Annotated in this window: 17 protein-coding genes; 6 read left to right on the top strand and 11 right to left on the bottom strand. The window is 41.2% G+C overall.

All coding sequences use genetic code 11. The features are described 5' to 3' along the window. Positions 1–3: 3 nt before the first annotated feature. Both ihfA and lpxM read left to right on the top strand, forming a co-directional pair. Positions 4–303, top strand: coding sequence for an integration host factor subunit alpha (gene ihfA / locus Q4557_RS00305; protein ID WP_102437883.1), 300 nt, complete (start codon positions 4–6; stop codon positions 301–303). A gap of 177 nt (positions 304–480) precedes the next feature. Further along, positions 481–1,416 (top strand): lauroyl-Kdo(2)-lipid IV(A) myristoyltransferase, encoded by a 936-nt coding sequence (lpxM, locus tag Q4557_RS00300; protein ID WP_102437882.1) that lies wholly within the window; start codon positions 481–483, stop codon positions 1,414–1,416. 95 nt (positions 1,417–1,511) lie between these two features. Here lpxM and Q4557_RS00295 read toward each other — a convergent pair whose 3' ends face one another. The 6 genes from Q4557_RS00295 to Q4557_RS00270 all read right to left on the bottom strand — a co-directional run bounded on the left by Q4557_RS00295 (position 1,512) and on the right by Q4557_RS00270 (position 7,181). Next, entirely contained in the window at positions 1,512–2,642 is a 1,131-nt protein-coding gene (locus Q4557_RS00295; RefSeq protein WP_303409929.1) for a cupin domain-containing protein, read from the bottom strand. A gap of 80 nt (positions 2,643–2,722) precedes the next feature. After that, positions 2,723–4,093 carry an adenylosuccinate lyase gene (gene purB / locus Q4557_RS00290; RefSeq protein ID WP_102437878.1) on the bottom strand — a complete coding sequence of 457 codons (1,371 nt, stop codon included), beginning with the start codon at positions 4,091–4,093 and terminating at the stop codon, positions 2,723–2,725. 55 nt (positions 4,094–4,148) lie between these two features. Then, complete coding sequence (hflD, locus tag Q4557_RS00285) at positions 4,149–4,769, bottom strand: high frequency lysogenization protein HflD (protein ID WP_076536241.1); 621 nt, start codon at positions 4,767–4,769, stop codon at positions 4,149–4,151. Positions 4,770–4,772: 3 nt separating this feature from the next. Further along, positions 4,773–5,891 carry a tRNA 2-thiouridine(34) synthase MnmA gene (gene mnmA / locus Q4557_RS00280; RefSeq protein ID WP_102520013.1) on the bottom strand — a complete coding sequence of 373 codons (1,119 nt, stop codon included), beginning with the start codon at positions 5,889–5,891 and terminating at the stop codon, positions 4,773–4,775. A gap of 120 nt (positions 5,892–6,011) precedes the next feature. After that, a complete protein-coding gene (locus Q4557_RS00275; RefSeq protein WP_303410130.1) occupies positions 6,012–6,488 on the bottom strand; it encodes an NUDIX hydrolase in 477 nt (158 codons plus the stop codon). A 39-nt stretch (positions 6,489–6,527) separates the two neighbouring features. Beyond that, positions 6,528–7,181, bottom strand: a complete 654-nt coding sequence (locus Q4557_RS00270) for an rRNA large subunit pseudouridine synthase E (RefSeq protein ID WP_102477245.1) — start codon at positions 7,179–7,181, stop codon at positions 6,528–6,530. A 282-nt stretch (positions 7,182–7,463) separates the two neighbouring features. Between Q4557_RS00270 and Q4557_RS00265 the strand changes: the two genes are divergently transcribed. After that, on the top strand, positions 7,464–9,689 hold the full coding sequence (locus tag Q4557_RS00265; protein ID WP_303409924.1) for an NADP-dependent isocitrate dehydrogenase: 2,226 nt from the start codon (positions 7,464–7,466) through the stop codon (positions 9,687–9,689). 359 nt (positions 9,690–10,048) lie between these two features. On the opposite strand, the gene cspD is transcribed toward Q4557_RS00265, so the two are convergent. After that, complete coding sequence (cspD, locus tag Q4557_RS00260; RefSeq protein WP_055024439.1) at positions 10,049–10,255, bottom strand: cold shock domain-containing protein CspD; 207 nt, start codon at positions 10,253–10,255, stop codon at positions 10,049–10,051. 193 nt (positions 10,256–10,448) lie between these two features. Between cspD and clpS the strand changes: the two genes are divergently transcribed. Both clpS and clpA read left to right on the top strand, forming a co-directional pair. Continuing rightward, the gene (gene clpS / locus Q4557_RS00255; protein WP_102437870.1) at positions 10,449–10,757 is read left to right on the top strand and encodes an ATP-dependent Clp protease adapter ClpS; all 309 of its coding nucleotides are present in this window, start codon (positions 10,449–10,451) and stop codon (positions 10,755–10,757) included. A 58-nt stretch (positions 10,758–10,815) separates the two neighbouring features. Further along, complete coding sequence (gene clpA, locus Q4557_RS00250) at positions 10,816–13,074, top strand: ATP-dependent Clp protease ATP-binding subunit ClpA (RefSeq protein WP_102437868.1); 2,259 nt, start codon at positions 10,816–10,818, stop codon at positions 13,072–13,074. A gap of 181 nt (positions 13,075–13,255) precedes the next feature. Here the strand turns inward: clpA and infA are convergent, their stop codons facing one another. The 3 genes from infA to aat all read right to left on the bottom strand — a co-directional run bounded on the left by infA (position 13,256) and on the right by aat (position 14,968). Beyond that, complete coding sequence (infA, locus tag Q4557_RS00245; RefSeq protein ID WP_011496276.1) at positions 13,256–13,474, bottom strand: translation initiation factor IF-1; 219 nt, start codon at positions 13,472–13,474, stop codon at positions 13,256–13,258. 83 nt (positions 13,475–13,557) lie between these two features. Continuing rightward, positions 13,558–14,301 carry an arginyltransferase gene (locus Q4557_RS00240; RefSeq protein ID WP_102437866.1) on the bottom strand — a complete coding sequence of 248 codons (744 nt, stop codon included), beginning with the start codon at positions 14,299–14,301 and terminating at the stop codon, positions 13,558–13,560. Next, positions 14,261–14,968 carry a leucyl/phenylalanyl-tRNA--protein transferase gene (gene aat, locus Q4557_RS00235; RefSeq protein WP_102437907.1) on the bottom strand — a complete coding sequence of 236 codons (708 nt, stop codon included), beginning with the start codon at positions 14,966–14,968 and terminating at the stop codon, positions 14,261–14,263. The genes Q4557_RS00240 and aat overlap by 41 nt, the downstream gene beginning before the upstream one ends. A 53-nt stretch (positions 14,969–15,021) precedes the next feature. Between aat and Q4557_RS00230 the strand changes: the two genes are divergently transcribed. After that, a complete protein-coding gene (locus tag Q4557_RS00230; protein ID WP_303409901.1) occupies positions 15,022–15,504 on the top strand; it encodes a glycine zipper 2TM domain-containing protein in 483 nt (160 codons plus the stop codon). A 69-nt stretch (positions 15,505–15,573) separates the two neighbouring features. On the opposite strand, the gene Q4557_RS00225 is transcribed toward Q4557_RS00230, so the two are convergent. Beyond that, complete coding sequence (locus Q4557_RS00225; RefSeq protein ID WP_102437862.1) at positions 15,574–15,936, bottom strand: hypothetical protein; 363 nt, start codon at positions 15,934–15,936, stop codon at positions 15,574–15,576. Positions 15,937–16,073 lie beyond the last annotated feature (137 nt).

Genomic DNA, 16,073 nt, shown 5'->3' with positions numbered 1-16,073 from the left:
AGTATGGCACTTACCAAAGCCGAAATGGCAGAACATCTTTTCGAAACACTTGGCATGAATAAACGTGTAGCCAAAGAGATGGTTGAGTCTTTCTTTGAAGAGATTAGAGAAGCACTTGAAAGTGGTGAGCAGGTCAAGTTATCTGGCTTTGGAAACTTTGATTTGCGCGATAAAAACCAAAGACCGGGAAGGAACCCAAAAACTGGTGAAGATATTCCTATTTCAGCTCGCCGTGTAGTGACGTTCCGTCCGGGACAAAAACTCAAAACACGTGTTGAAGAAGCAAATGCTGAAAAGAAGTAGTTTCACTGTTTAATAAAAAAGCCACTCATTGAGTGGCTTTTTTATTTTAACAAATTAAGCAAGATTCAAAGTAGCAATTTTACAATATTCAGATGTTGTCCCGCTGATAAATTGGTATTATGGCCAATTCCTTAGGCTCTTTGTTTCACTGTGTTAATGTAATCTTTGAGGTTTCTTTTGGCTAGACAAGCAAAACATTTCGATCGTCGCTTTACCCTATCTTTATTGCACCCGAAATATTGGGGTACATGGCTAGCCATTATGGTGTTATTTATGTTTGGGGTGATGCCTGCTTGGTTGCGAGATCCTATAGCGCGACTATTAGCCAAGCTGGTACTGTCTTATGCGAAAAAACCCATCAATATTGCGCGTATCAATATTCAAACATGTTTTCCTGAGAAGTCAGCGACTGAGGTGGATGAGTTAATTAACGCCAACGTCGATATGTTTGTTTTAACCTTGGTATCTCAAGCTGAATTATTAATTCGCTCAGATGCGCATCTAAGGCGTCGAGTCAGTATTACAGGTTTTGAACATGTGCAAGCCGCGCGTGATGCTGGCCAGCCGATTATTTTTATCATGCCCCATGTATGGCCGATTGATTATGCCGGGCTGCGTTTAAATATCGAACTGCCTATGGTTACCATGGCCAAAGCTCATAATAACGGCTTATTCAATTGGTTTAGTAATCGACTACGCAGTAGTAAGAATGGCCGCGTTTACATGCGAGAGGCGGGCATACGCGCGCTAATCACTGAATTAAAGCAAGATAATAGCTTCTTTTATTTACCAGATGAAGATTTAGGTCCTGAGCAAAGTGTATTTGCTCCATTGCTGGCAACAGAAAAAGCCACCTTACCGGTAGTAGGGCGTTTAGCGCAAGCAGGTAAGGCGCAGGTTTTACCGGTAAAAATTGGTTACGACAAAGCAGCTTACCAGTTTAAGTTGACCGTGATGCCGCAAGTTAAGCCTGAAGATATGCAAGGTAAGGATAACGAAGCCATTGCTTTAAATAAAATGGTTGAGCAAGTTATTCAAGCTTACCCTGAGCAATATATGTGGTTTTTGAAATTCCTTAAAACCCGTCCAGAAGGGCAAGCAAAAATCTATTAATTTGAATAACTAATAAACCAAAAAAGCACTCGATGAGTGCTTTTTTTGGTTAAAGGAAAATTAGTGTGGCGCTAAGATGTCACTTTAATTAACGGTTACTCTGAAAAGTAATACCAACCTTGATTGATAAGCTGGGTTAATACCGTCATGACTTGCTGATCATTGAGCCAGTTTTGAAGCTGCGATTGAGTGAGTAGGTGATTATTGGCGATCTCGGCGATGATGTCTTGTTCAATCCCTGCGGCGCAAACCACTTCACCATTGATATACAACTGCGCTTGGGTATCAGCCTCTAGGCTTAATACCTTTAAGCCGCCAATACGTTGCATGTTAGCGCCATCTTCAATGGCTTCCTTAACATCTGTTGTTGAAATTGGCGCTTCAAAGGGATTGATATCGAGTTCAAAACGATTTTGGCTGAGTAACTTACCTAGCATAGTTTGGTATTGGGCAGGATCAGTTGCTAATTGAGCCAGTAAATCCATGATCCCTTGCTGCTGAGTTTGACTGACTAGGCCATGGCTTGCAGCTTCTTCGCTAGAGGTAAATCTATGTTGGCCAGCACTGTTATCAATCAGCGAATCAGCCAACTCAGTTAATAATTCTTGCTGACTTGGCGCTCTAAAACCAATAGAATAACTCATTGCAAGACTTAAGGTTTCACCGCAATGAGGGTAGCCTGGCGGAATATATAACATATCGCCTTTGCTGAGCACCACATCAATAATGGGTTCAAAGTCATCGACTAATGGACTTGATGGATCTCCCCCACGGCATTGATGTTCGCCATTATGGCCCACTTTCCAGCGGCGTTTCCCTTCTCCTTGGATCAAGAACACATCATAATTATCAATATGTGGCCCAATGCCGCCTTGTGGGGTGGCAAACGATACCATTAAGTCATCAAAACGCCAATCAGGTAAAAATCTGAATGCTTCAACCAGTGGTTGAGACTCCGGATACCAATGGTTTACCGCTTGCACAAGTAACTGCCATTTGTCATCGCCATGTTCGTCATAGTCTTCAAACGGCCCTTGAATCACTTTCCAGTCATCGGTTTCAGTTTTAACGATGCGAGAAGAGATATCCTCTTCCATGGCTAGGCCTGCAAGTTCATCGGCCGATATTGGATCTTCAAATGCCTTAAAGGCATTTTTGATGACTATAGGTTTTTGTTGCCAATATTTACTGATGAACTCAGCAGTATCAAAATTTAATGTATACATAGTATTAAAAAAGGCGGCAATCCTTATGGAACTGCCGCCTATCCTTATTCAACAATCAATAGTTGTTATTGAGTGGAAGATTATTTTAACTCGTCAACAAATGCTTCAGCACGACCAATGTAGTTGGCTGGCGTCATTGTTTTAAGTTCAGCTTTAACGTTATCAGGTAACTCTAGACCATCGATAAAGACTGCAAGTTGATCGCCGTCGATACGCTTACCACGGGTTAACTCTTTTAATTTCTCGTATGGCTTTTCAATGCCGTAGCGACGCATCACTGTTTGTACTGGCTCTGCTAATACTTCCCAGTTTTTATCTAACTCAGCGCGAAGGTTTGCTTCATTCACTTCAAGCTTGCTGATGCCTTTCATTGTTGCTTGATAAGCAATTAATGAATGCGCCATACCAACACCTAAGTTACGCAATACTGTTGAGTCAGTTAAATCTCGCTGCCATCTTGATACAGGAAGCTTTGCGGCTAAATGCTGCATTAACGCGTTAGCAATACCTAAGTTACCTTCAGAATTTTCAAAATCAATTGGGTTAACTTTGTGCGGCATGGTTGATGAACCAATCTCGCCAGCGATAGTGCGTTGCTTGAAGTGACCTAATGCAATGTAGCCCCAAATGTCACGATCGAAATCGATTAAGATGGTGTTGAAACGGGCAATAGCATCAAATAACTCAGCGATGTAATCATGGGGCTCAATTTGAGTGGTGTATGCGTTCCAGTTAATACCTAAACTTGTCACAAAGCGTTGTGACAGCTCATGCCAGTTAACTTCTGGGTAAGCAGAAAGGTGAGCATTGTAGTTACCCACAGCGCCATTGATTTTACCCATGATTTCTACTGCATTGATTTGGTCTAGTTGGCGTTCTAAACGAACGGCAACGTTAGCCATTTCTTTACCCAGCGTAGAAGGCGAAGCCGGTTGACCATGTGTACGTGACATCAATGGTACTGATTTGTTGTCTCTTGCTAATTGCTTAAGCGCATTGACAATTTCTAGACACTGAGGCGCTAATACTAATTCACGTGCTTCTTTAAGCATTAATGCGTGAGATAAGTTATTAATATCTTCAGAAGTACAAGCAAAATGTACGAATTCGTCGATTGCAACTAATTCAGCGTTATCTGCAATTTGTTCTTTGATGAAATACTCAACCGCTTTAACGTCATGGTTAGTGGTTCTTTCAATCGTTTTAACGCGCAAAGCGTCTTCTTCACTGAAGTTATCCTTAATGCTATCTAGTAACGCTAATGCGTCTTCACTAAATGGCGGAACTTCTTCAATCTCTGGGCAACTTGAAAGTAGTTTTAACCAGTTAATTTCAACTTGAACACGGTATTTTGTTAAACCGAATTCGCTGAAAATACCTCGTAGAGAGGTGGTTTTACTACCGTAACGACCGTCTATCGGCGAGATAGCTGTCAGTGCAGAAAGATCCATTTGAAGCTCCTTGATGAACTTTTATTGTAAGTTGGAATATTTGTAGGGTGAATCGTTAATTATTTTTACGGCTACTGATAGCGGTATCCACAATGGCTTTACGGGCAAAAACTAAGTGACGGCGTTTGCCTCCCAGTTGTCGCCATAAAACGGCACTGCGCATCGCTGCTAGCAATAAAGCACGAATTTTTTGTTGTACTTGCGGTTGTTGTAAATAAGCTGGATTCCCAGAAATTTGCAATTTAGGTCCCAGTTCACTGATGGTATCACTGTAAATACTGGCAAGACTGGCGATGATTTGTTCATCAGTAATCGCAAAATGGTGTAGTTGTCGATGCACTTGGTTGATGCGTTCAGCTAACATGCCTAAGCCATTTGCTGAGCGAGCCAGTTTGCGCTCCAGTGCTAACATACCAACAAGGTAGCGGGTGGTTTCCACATCCTTGCTATTACCATCACCCAATTGGTTTTCAATGAGCTGATAACCTTTATTAAGTGCTTGCTTATCGGTATAGATATCACTAATAGAATCAGGATCTGTGACCATGATGGTGTTCAGACTTGCAGCAAGTGCGCTTTCATCTGAATCACCATGACGAGCAATATGTTGTACTTGAGCAATAGCTTGTAATATTCCGGCAAACGCCATAGTGCGTTCAAATAAGACTTGGCTCACAGACTATCCTCTAATTAAACAATCAATGATTCCGCCGCCAAGGCAGACTTCACCATCATAAAATACTGCAGATTGCCCCGGCGTTACCGCAGCAACGGGTTCATCAAAAATAACCCTTAAGTTACTGTCATCATCATAAGTCACAGTGCAGTGCACATCTTGCTGACGATAACGAGTTTTAACGGTAATTTTTGCTGGTGCGCTTGGGCCTTTGCGGTCAACCCAATGTAATTGATTGACCAACATGCCAGTAGACATTAACCGTGGATGCTTACCACCTTGGGCCACAACGAGCACATTGCGGGTTAAATCTTTATCAACCACATACCAAGGATCATCGTTACTATTTTTCAAGCCACCAATACCCAGACCTTTACGCTGGCCTAGTGTGTGGTACATCAATCCTTGGTGGGTACCAATCACTTCACCTTCATCAGCGGTTTCAATATCACCAGGCTGAGCAGGTAAGTAGGTTGCTAAAAAGTCAGTAAACTTGCGCTCACCGATAAAGCAGATGCCAGTACTGTCTTTTTTATCATGGGTGATTAAGCCCATTTCTTTGGCGATATCACGAACTTGGTGTTTTTCTAATTCGCCCACAGGGAATAAACTTTTAGCCACTTGCTCATGACTAAGGGTATAGAGGAAATAACTTTGATCTTTATTGCCATCAACGCCACGTAACATTTGAGTTCCGTCAGCACTGTCATAACGGCGAACGTAGTGGCCCATAGCAATATAGTCAGCATCAAGAATTTCGTCAGCGAATTCTAAAAATGCTTTGAATTTGATTTCTTTGTTACAGATGATATCGGGATTTGGGGTACGACCTGCTTTATATTCCGCTAAGAAATACTCGAAAACATTGTCCCAATACTCTGCCGCAAAGTTAACTGTATGAAGTTTAATGCCTAATTTATCACAGACGGACTGGGCATCTTTTAAGTCTTCAGAAGCCGCACAATACTCATCGGTATCATCTTCTTCCCAGTTCTTCATGAACAATCCTTCTACTTGGTAGCCTTGCTGCATAAGCAAATACGCAGAAACAGAAGAATCTACACCGCCGGACATGCCAACGATGACTTTTTTACCATTTGGATTGGGAGTACTTAATGTCATAAAACCTAGAAACCATGAGTGTTTGGGTAGTTAGAGATCATAATGTGGTCGCCGTTAGCGCATTTCAAGTGCGCTGACAAATGAACCTTTAAATCTCTAAAATGTGCGGCGCATATTCTATCATGCATTATTAGTTGCGGCTATCACCTGAAGTTCACTATTAATCAGTGATAATGGGCTGTGGGGTTTATGTAAATAGTCTTCAATAGATTTGAGCACTAATGGGCTACGGAGTTGATTTTGGCGGGCTTTTACCTGTTCTATAGTTAACCAATGGCAGGCACTAATAGCAGGATCTATTGGGGTGCATTCAACGCATTTGTTTACTTGTGCGCAAAAAGTAAATCGCATAAAAGACAATGCGTTTGATGCACTAAATTGGTAGATGCAAACGAGTGCCGAAATAGTAATATTTAATCCGGTTTCTTCTTTTACTTCCCGAATGCAGGCGTCAATGATGGTTTCATTAGCTTCTAAATGCCCTGCAGGTTGGTTAAAGCGCACTTCACCATCAATAATTTCTTCAACTAATAAAAATTTATTATCACAATGGATAACACAAGCAACAGTGGTATTGGGTTTATAACGTGGTTTCACCATGACTTATCCTATTGCCTAAAAATCTTGTGTGACAGATTAACTTTCTTGTTTGTGGACTTTATATTCACCACAATTAATGTCATCTAAACTCCATTGACCTATTTTATAGCGAATTAATCTTAAAGTAGGGTGGCCGATATGCGCGGTCATGCGTCTCACTTGTCGGTTTCTGCCTTCACAAATTTGAATTTCTAACCAGGTTGTTGGAATAGACTTTCGCTCACGCACTGGCGGGGTTCGCTCCCAAACCGCAGGTTCATCGATTACTTTTGCTTTTGCTGGCAAGGTCATGCCATCTTTTAGTTCAACCCCTTGGCAGAGTGCTTTTATTGACGCTGCATCTGGCTCACCTTCAACTTGAGCCCAATAAGTCTTAAAGGTTTTCTTTTTCGGCTGGGTCAATTTCGCCTGCAGTTTACCGTCATTAGTGAGTAGCAATAAGCCTTCACTGTCTCTATCTAAACGTCCTGCAGCATAAACGTCTTTTACTGGAATAAAATCTTTTAAGGTTTGGCGACCAGATTCATCGGTAAATTGACATAAAACATCAAAAGGTTTGTTAAACAACACAATTACGGGATCGGATACTGGCTTAGCTACTGGGCGTTTAAAGCCTTTTTTCATTGGGCGAGTTGATGTTGGGGATGCAAATTTATTACTGAAACGTTTTGGTTTGCCATTGACTGACATATAAAAGCCTTTAATGATGAAATTGATTCATTTTGTATAGTTTACTCGGCATTGGGCCTTAGTGGAATTTGAATCTTGCACATAATGGTCTATGATGTTGGCCTAAAAATGTGATCTGTACCCGTTTTTAAAAAACAAGCAGCCACTATTTATTTTTCAAATTTCATATGGATTTGTGCCGCAAAATTACACTTTAACAATAGATTAAAGGTCTTTTTAGGTAGATACTTATTACAATAATAATTTATAAAAACTATTTATTTCAATAATGTAGGAAAAAGCATGAAAGATAATTCTCCAACGATCATTTATACTGAAACTGATGAAGCCCCCGCATTAGCTACGCTGTCATTACTCCCTATCATCCGCACATTTACCAATGCTGCAGGTGTAAAAGTCGAGACTAGAGATATATCTTTATCTGGCCGTATTATTGCTAACTTTCCTGAAAAGTTAACTGCAGAGCAAAAAATTGCTGATGCACTCACTGAGTTAGGCCTAATGGCAAATACGCCTGAAGCTAATATTATCAAGTTACCTAACATCAGTGCGTCAATTCCACAGTTAAAAGCCTGTATCGCTGAACTTCAAGCGAAAGGTTACGACATACCAAACTACCCAGATGAGCCATTGACTGATGCAGAGCGTGAATCTCAGTCACGTTATGACAAGATTAAAGGCAGTGCAGTAAACCCGGTATTGCGTGAAGGTAACTCTGATCGCCGCGCGCCAACATCGGTAAAAAATTACGCTAAGAAAAACCCGCATTCAATGGGTAAATGGGCAAGTGATTCAGCATCACACGTTGCGCATATGAATGAAGGTGATTTTTACGGTAGTGAGCAATCAGTCACCCTGACTGATGCTGATACTGTAGATATCGTGCTAACCCAAGCAGATGGCCAAAAAGTAGCTTTGAAAACGGGCTTATCTTTATTAGCCGGTGAAGTAATTGATACCGCAGTAATGAGCAACAAAGCTTTAGTTGCCTTTTACGAGCGAGAAATCGAAGCGGCTAAATCTGAAGATGTACTATTGTCATTGCACCTTAAAGCAACAATGATGAAAGTATCAGACCCGATTTTATTTGGTCACGCTGTAAAAGTTTTCTTTAAAGAGGTTTTTGACAAGCACCAAGTGCTGTTTGATGAATTAGGCGTTGATGTTAACAATGGTTTTGGTGATGTATACGCAAAAATTGCCACATTACCAGAAGCCCAGCGCGCAGAAATCGAGGCTGATATTGCTGCGGTTTATGCTAAACGTCCAGCATTGGCGATGGTTGATTCAGATAAAGGCATCACTAACTTACACGTACCAAGTGATATTATTATTGATGCATCTATGCCTGCAGCTATTCGTTCTTCAGGTAAAATGTGGGGCCCAGATGGCCAACTTAAAGACACCAAAGCAATGATCCCTGATCGTTGTTATGCCGGTGTGTATCAAGAAACAATTGCATTTTGTAAAACCAATGGCGCATTTAACCCAACCACAATGGGCAGTGTGCCAAACGTCGGTTTGATGGCTCAAAAAGCCGAAGAATACGGTAGTCATGATAAAACATTTGAAATTGCACAAGCAGGTGTTGTTAACGTTGTTAACCGTGCTGGCAAGGTGTTGATGACGCATAATGTTGAAGTTGGTGACATTTTCAGAATGTGCCAGGTAAAAGATGCACCAATCCGCGATTGGGTTAAGTTAGCAGTTCGACGTTCACGTTTAAGTGCCACGCCTGCAATTTTCTGGTTAGACAGTAAGCGTGCTCATGACGCTCAATTAATCACTAAAGTTGAAGCTTATCTTCAAGATCATGATACTGACGGCTTGGATATACAAATTCTTGCACCAGTAGAAGCAACTCGAGTGACACTCGCTCGCGTTAAACAAGGTTTAGATACTATTTCTGTAACGGGTAACGTACTGCGTGATTACCTGACTGATCTATTCCCAATTCTTGAATTAGGCACTAGTGCTAAAATGCTATCAATTGTGCCGTTAATGAATGGCGGTGGCTTATTTGAAACAGGCGCGGGTGGTAGTGCACCTAAGCATGTTCAACAAGTTGAGAAAGAAGGCCATTTACGCTGGGATTCACTGGGTGAATTTTTGGCATTAGCGGCTTCTTTAGAGCATTTAAGCCAAACAGCAAATAACCCTAAAGCACAGGTGCTAGCGGATACGTTAGATATTGCTATCGGCCAATTCCTTGATAGCAATAAATCACCTTCACGTCGTGTTGGTGAGCTTGATAACCGTGGTAGTCACTTTTATTTAGCCATGTATTGGGCTCAAGCTGTCTCAGTGCAAACTGTTGATACGGAATTAGCTGCGCAGTTTACTGAACTTGCTGAGTCGCTAACATCTAACGAAGCGGCAATTGTGGCGGAATTGAATGCATCACAAGGCCCTGCTGTTGATTTAGGTGGTTACTACCGTTTAGACGCAGCAAAAGCTGAAGCTGCCATGCGTCCAAGTGCATTACTAAATCAATTTATTACACATTAAGCGTTTTTTTGTGGCTAAATTGAAGGCATAAAATTGATGCCGTAAAGCAGAGGGCTTGCTCTCTGCTTTTTTGTGCCTGTTTGCCGCCATAGCCAGTTCGACTGATTTTAATCGCACTCAGTTAATGGGATAAGCTTTCAAGGCTTGAATACTGAAACTAGGCTCAGTGAGATTTAGCCTCTGTCAGCAAATTTGTTAACGCCGGAGGTTGAAGTTGCTTAAGTTAAGATGAATTGAACCTCAGTTTTATTTACGATTAGGTGTTTTTTTGGGCAAACAGTTTAATATTTACTTTTTATTTGCCCAATAAAAAAGGCAGAGATTAAAATCTCTGCCTTTTTGATTTAAAGTTTCACCGACTATTTTGTTGGTGAAATGGCTGAAGCATGCATGCCCTTTGGGCCCTGCTCAGTTTCGAAATCGACAGGCTGACCCGCTTTTAGCGTTCTGTAGCCTTCCATTTCAATAGTTGAATAATGTGCAAAAACATCTTCGCCACCCTGATCTGGGCATATAAACCCGAATCCTTTGGCGTTGTTGAACCATTTAACAGTTCCGCTTGCCATACTTCCACTTCCTTCTGTTGCCTACTTACCAGTAAGATAGTAAAACTTATTAAGAGCGGTCTACATGTGCCGCCTGCAAACAGAATGAAATTTGTACGAAAAGATGTCAAGTAAAAATTAACAAAATGACAACATTTAATTAATTTAATAATATCAATTGGTCTTGTACCAAACTAGAGGCTAGTATTAACACATGGGTAGATTAGGCAGCGTAGAGCACACTAAAGAGCGTGTTGAATCGGAGCTACAACCACCTTCAATGTATAAGGTCGTGTTAAATAACGATGATTACACACCGATGGATTTTGTTATTGAAGTGCTTCAACGCTTTTTTAACAAGGATGAACAGCAAGCCACAGACATCATGTTGGCTATCCATCACCAAGGTAAAGGAATATGTGGTGTTTTTTCATTTGGGATCGCTGAAACCAAAGTCTTACAAGTAAATCAATTTGCCAGAGAAAACGAACATCCGTTGCTGTGTACATTAGAAGCCGCATAGTGAACTTGCTGTTCACAACCGGTAACTCTGCAGTATTTGAGTATTTTTAGGGGGTGCTATGCTAAACAAAGATCTTGAAGTCACCTTGAATCTCGCTTTTCAACAAGCTCGAGATTCACGTCATGAATATATGACAGTAGAACATTTATTATTAGCATTAATTAATAACCCATCGGCTAAAGAAGCACTATTAGCCTGTGGTGCAGATCTGTCTCGTTTACACGAGGAGGTATCTAACTTCATCCAACAAACAACCCCATTAATCGCTGACACCACAGAAGAACGTGAAACTCAGCCTACCTTAGGCTTTCAACGTGTGCTTCAGCGTGCAGTATTTCATGTGCAGTCATCAGGTCGTAATGAAGTGACAGGTGCCAATGTCTTAGTTGCTATTTTTAGTGAGCAAGAGTCTCAGGCTGTATATTTACTGCGTCGCTGCGAAATAACGCGTTTAGATGTGGTTAACTATATCTCCCACGGTTTACCAAAAGACGATAGTGACGAAGAGATAAATAACCCAGAAGCCAGCGAAGAAGGCACTGAAGCCGGTGAAGATAGAAGTTTATTGGCTCAATTTGCTACAGACTTAAATCAATTATCTAAAGATGGGGTCATAGACCCACTCATTGGCCGTGATGATGAAGTTGAGCGTGCGATTCAAACCTTATGTCGTCGTCGTAAAAATAACCCATTATTGGTCGGTGAGGCTGGTGTGGGTAAAACAGCCATTGCTGAAGGTTTAGCCTACCGTATCGTTAATGAGCAAGTACCTGATGTTATCAAAGATGCGACTGTGTATTCGTTAGATTTAGGCTCATTACTCGCGGGCACTAAATACCGTGGTGATTTTGAAAAACGCTTTAAAGGGCTATTAAAAGAGCTGGCCAAAAATGAACATGCGATTTTATTTATTGATGAAATTCATACCATCATTGGTGCAGGTGCCGCTTCAGGTGGGGTAATGGATGCCTCAAATCTGTTAAAACCTTTGTTATCCAACGGCTCACTTCGATGTATGGGCTCAACCACATTCCAGGAATACCAAAGTATTTTTGAGAAAGACAGGGCTTTAGCCCGTCGTTTCCAAAAAATTGATATTAACGAACCTTCGGTTGCTGAAACCACTAAGATTTTACTGGGACTTAAATCAAAGTATGAAGAACATCATGGGGTTCGTTACACTCAGGCTGCAATCAGTTCTGCGGCCAGCTTGTCAGCTAAGCACATTAATGACCGTCACTTGCCTGACAAGGCCATTGATGTGATTGATGAGGCGGGCGCTAGAATGGTGATGCTGCCAGCTAGCAAACGTAAAAAAACCATCGGTCAGCCAGAAATTGAAGCCATTATTGCCAAAATAGCACGTATTCCTGAGAAGTCCGTATCGTCTACTGACAAAGATTTACTTAAGAACCTTGAACGTAACCTTAAGATGTTGGTATTCGGGCAGGACAAAGCCATTGAGGGCCTTAGCTCTGCCATACGTTTATCTCGAAGCGGCTTAGGTGCAGAGAAAAAGCCTGTGGGCAGTTTCTTATTTGCCGGCCCTACTGGGGTGGGTAAAACCGAGGTGACCAATCAGTTGGCATCATGTTTAAACATGAAGCTTATCCGTTTTGATATGTCTGAGTATACCGAAAGACATACGGTTTCACGTTTAATTGGTTCACCACCCGGTTATGTCGGTTACGAGCAAGGCGGTTTACTTACTGATGCCGTAATTAAAAACCCGCATTGTGTGGTGCTGCTAGATGAAATCGAAAAAGCTCACCCTGACATTTATAATTTGCTGTTGCAAGTCATGGATCACGGTACCTTAACCGATAATAACGGTCGCAAAGCAGACTTTAGAAATGTGACCTTGGTGATGACCACCAATGCTGGCGTTCAAGAGTCTATCCGTACTTCAATAGGCTTTAAGCAACAAGACAACAGCCTTAATGCGATGTCAGAAATTAATAAAGTGTTTTCACCAGAGTTTCGAAATCGTTTAGATTCGATTATTTGGTTTAATCATCTTGATATGACCATTATTGCTAAGGTTGTCGATAAGTTCCTTATTGAGCTGCAAGCGCAGTTAGATGAGAAGCGTGTCACCCTCGAGGTCACTGATGAAGCGCGCACTTTATTAGCTGAAAAGGGTTACGATAAAAATATGGGCGCTCGCCCGATGAGCCGTGTTGTTACTGAGTTAATCAAACGACCATTGGCTGATGAAATCTTATTTGGCAAGCTTGAAGCTGGTGGAATAGCAAAAGTTGATGTCAAAGATAATGAGCTGGTGATCAGTTGCGAATGTGAAGAGAAAGTCTCTTAAACCTTGTTAATTATTTGGCTCAAATAAAAATGGCTATCTGTTTTCAGATAGCCATTTTTTCTTGACGTTAATCGCCTAATTACTATTACTAAAAATTACTGCTAATTCTTAGTATTTGCCAGGATAGCTAGCAAATAAAAAACCCGACATTAAAGCCGGGTTTTTAATATATGAGGCAGGATTAACGTGCGCGGAAGACGATACGACCTTTACTTAAATCGTAAGGAGTCAACTGAACAGTGACTTTATCACCCGTTAAAATACGGATGTAGTTTTTGCGCATCTTGCCAGAAATGTGTGCTATCACTACATGACCATTTTCAAGTTCTACGCGGAACATTGTATTTGGCAAGGTCTCAAGGATAGTGCCCTGCATTTCAATGTTGTCTTCTTTCGCCATTAATTGGTTACCTTTATGCCTTCAAATATAAAAAATTCGCCGTATCATGCCGTAAAAAGCGCGAGCTGTAAAGGCTTGAAACACTAAAGCATAGGTTCTTTTTCAATATGTTGCCATCCTTGAGCTGTTAAGATTTGATAAGGACGATATAAACGCTTGTAATTCATTTTACGATTTTCATCAATTTGGTAGCCTAAATAAAGAAATTGCTTATGTTTTTGCTGCGCGAGCTGGCATTGCAATAAAATCATATATGACCCTAAGGAACGTTTTGCATATTCGGGGTCAAAATAACTGTAAATTGCCGACATTGAATGCGTCATCATATCGGTTACAGCAACGCCAATGAGCTTTTGTTGGTCATAAACTTCAATGAAGGTATCAGGTAGCCACTGGCAAGCAAGAAAGTCGTTAAACTGGCTCTCAGAGGGAGGATACATAGGACCATCAAAATGGCGACCAATAATATATTGTTCATATAATTGATAATGTGCCGCCGTACGCTCGTGCGTAACTTTCCAGGTTAAATCTTGATTATTCTTTAAGGTTCTTTTTTGTCTTTTGGATACCTTAAACTGGCCAACATCCACTCGAATGGACTGACAAGCCTGACAGCTAGGACATCTGGGTTTGTAAATTGAACTGCCATTACGTCTAAAACCCATTCCTAACAATTGTTCGAATAAGTTTGCGTCAAGTTCAGACTCTTGAATAACAAGTAATTGCTCTTGTAAACCGTCAATATAATTACAATCAAACGGCTGGGTTAGGCCAACGCTAATGCTTCTAGAACTCAAAATAGACCTCTTGTTGTAACCAAGTATCATCGTTAATAACTTGATTTCGTAATTGTTTTAGTTGAGCTAAAAATGCTTTTCTGGGAACGTCTACGGCGCCTAAATTGGCTAGGTGAGGGTTCATAATCTGTGCATCAATGAGTTTAAAACCCTTGTCGAATAAATGCTGGTTGAGCATAGCAAAGGCCGCTTTTGAGGCATTAGATTGACGATGAAACATTGACTCGCCACAAAACACGCTTCCCACTGCAATGCCGTATAAGCCGCCAACTAGCTCATCATTATCCCACACTTCAATTGAATGTGCTTTTCCCAGTTTATGCAGCTGTATATAGGCCTGCTGGATGTCAGATGAAATCCAAGTGCCTTGCTGTGTGAGCCTAGGTTGTGAGCAAGCATGGATAACCTCAGTGAAGGCTTTATTAATACTAAAGCGCCATGGACTTTTTTTGAGCAGCTTTAACATACTTTTATTTACTGCATGTCGCTTGGGGATAAAAATGGCTCTAGGATCTGGTGACCACCAAAGGATGGGGTCGTGTTCATTAAACCAAGGGAATATGCCTTGATAGTAGGCTTCCACAAGGCGTTGCGGGCTTAAATCACCACCAACAGCTAGTAAACCATTGGGATCTGACAATGCTTGTTGTGGATCAGGAAACAAAGGCAGTTTATTTAAATAGGACAGTGAGTTCACAATTGAGTATATTAATGAGTAGACCTTATGCATACGTTAGCGGAATTTTGCCTATGTTGAAACTCACAAACTGTTCTCGAGCACTTTTTAGTGCGATTTTGTTTATCTTAATCTCAGTGCCAGCAAGTGCGGCCTACGACCGAAATCAAGCTGTCCCAGTAGAAAAGGTTGTCTACGGCCAAGTTGAATCAATTAAACATGTCACTCAAACCCAGTTGGTGGAAGATCGAAATGTTGGCTGGAAAACATTTGGCGGCGCCTTGGTGGGCGGCGTTATTGGCCATCAATTTGGTGGTGGCTCAGGCCAAGATGTTGCAACTGTGCTTGGTGCGTTAGTGGGCGGCGCTGCTGTAAATCAGTATGGAAACACGACCAGAACATTAGAATATAAACTCATTGAAATGATGATAAACCTTGATGATGGTAGCCAAGTGATGGTGATTCAAGATCAAGATCCTGGCATGGCATTTAACGCAGGTGACGAAGTGAGGGTGGTTTATCTAAAAGGCTATGTCAGAGTTGATTTAGCCATGTAAGTCTGGATGTGATTTACACAATAAAAAAGGAGCCTAAGCTCCTTTTTTATTGTGTAAACGCACCTGAAACTAGAAACCGCGAGGTAAGGTACTTTTACCTGCCGCAGCTAGTTTTTCACGCCATAATTCTTTTGGCGTTTTACCACCAGAAGTTGACGTTGCTGGTGTACTTGCAACTTTAACAGCAGGCTTTTTAGCAACTGCTTTTTTTGCGACAACTGCTTTAACCGGCTTATCTGCTACAGGCGCAACAGCGGTTTGACCTTGTGTGGCTTCAAGGTGCATTTTCTCAAGTTCGCTAAAGCGTATCGACTTGCCGCCATCAATTTTGTACCAACTGCCTTTCTGTTCAATTTCAACAGATTTACCAGTTTGATTTTCAAGAGCCGCGGTTAATTCAGCGATAAGCGCTTCTTTTGTCAAGTTTGACATTTTGAGACCTATTTTTATTTATTGAATAGTTTATTTAATGTGTTCAACATCCCGTGGGCTAATTTTAATGTTTAATGTACTTAAAAGTCCAATTTATGCAAAAATCGCTCAGCTATTAGCCAATCTTAACAAGGGTT

It is taken from the genome of Shewanella sp. 5_MG-2023 (genome assembly GCF_030547465.1).
Classification (GTDB): domain Bacteria; phylum Pseudomonadota; class Gammaproteobacteria; order Enterobacterales; family Shewanellaceae; genus Shewanella.
Note: the sequence above shows the minus strand (reverse complement) of the source record. Positions and strands in the feature narration are given on the sequence as shown.

Excerpts from the sequence above, each read along its gene's own strand:
- mnmA (WP_102520013.1), bottom strand. The coding sequence starts at position 5,891 with ATGACATTAAGTACTCCCAATCCAAATGGTAAAAAAGTCATCGTTGGC.
- Q4557_RS00225 (WP_102437862.1), bottom strand. The coding sequence starts at position 15,936 with ATGTCAAACTTGACAAAAGAAGCGCTTATCGCTGAATTAACCGCGGCT.
- Q4557_RS00295 (WP_303409929.1), bottom strand. The coding sequence starts at position 2,642 with ATGTATACATTAAATTTTGATACTGCTGAGTTCATCAGTAAATATTGG.
- Q4557_RS00265 (WP_303409924.1), top strand. The coding sequence starts at position 7,464 with ATGAAAGATAATTCTCCAACGATCATTTATACTGAAACTGATGAAGCC.
- infA (WP_011496276.1), bottom strand. The coding sequence starts at position 13,474 with ATGGCGAAAGAAGACAACATTGAAATGCAGGGCACTATCCTTGAGACC.
- Q4557_RS00230 (WP_303409901.1), top strand. The coding sequence starts at position 15,022 with ATGTTGAAACTCACAAACTGTTCTCGAGCACTTTTTAGTGCGATTTTG.
- clpA (WP_102437868.1), top strand. The coding sequence starts at position 10,816 with ATGCTAAACAAAGATCTTGAAGTCACCTTGAATCTCGCTTTTCAACAA.
- cspD (WP_055024439.1), bottom strand. The coding sequence starts at position 10,255 with ATGGCAAGCGGAACTGTTAAATGGTTCAACAACGCCAAAGGATTCGGG.
- purB (WP_102437878.1), bottom strand. The coding sequence starts at position 4,093 with ATGGATCTTTCTGCACTGACAGCTATCTCGCCGATAGACGGTCGTTAC.
- Q4557_RS00240 (WP_102437866.1), bottom strand. The coding sequence starts at position 14,301 with ATGATACTTGGTTACAACAAGAGGTCTATTTTGAGTTCTAGAAGCATT.
- clpS (WP_102437870.1), top strand. The coding sequence starts at position 10,449 with ATGGGTAGATTAGGCAGCGTAGAGCACACTAAAGAGCGTGTTGAATCG.
- Q4557_RS00270 (WP_102477245.1), bottom strand. The coding sequence starts at position 7,181 with ATGTCAGTCAATGGCAAACCAAAACGTTTCAGTAATAAATTTGCATCC.
- ihfA (WP_102437883.1), top strand. The coding sequence starts at position 4 with ATGGCACTTACCAAAGCCGAAATGGCAGAACATCTTTTCGAAACACTT.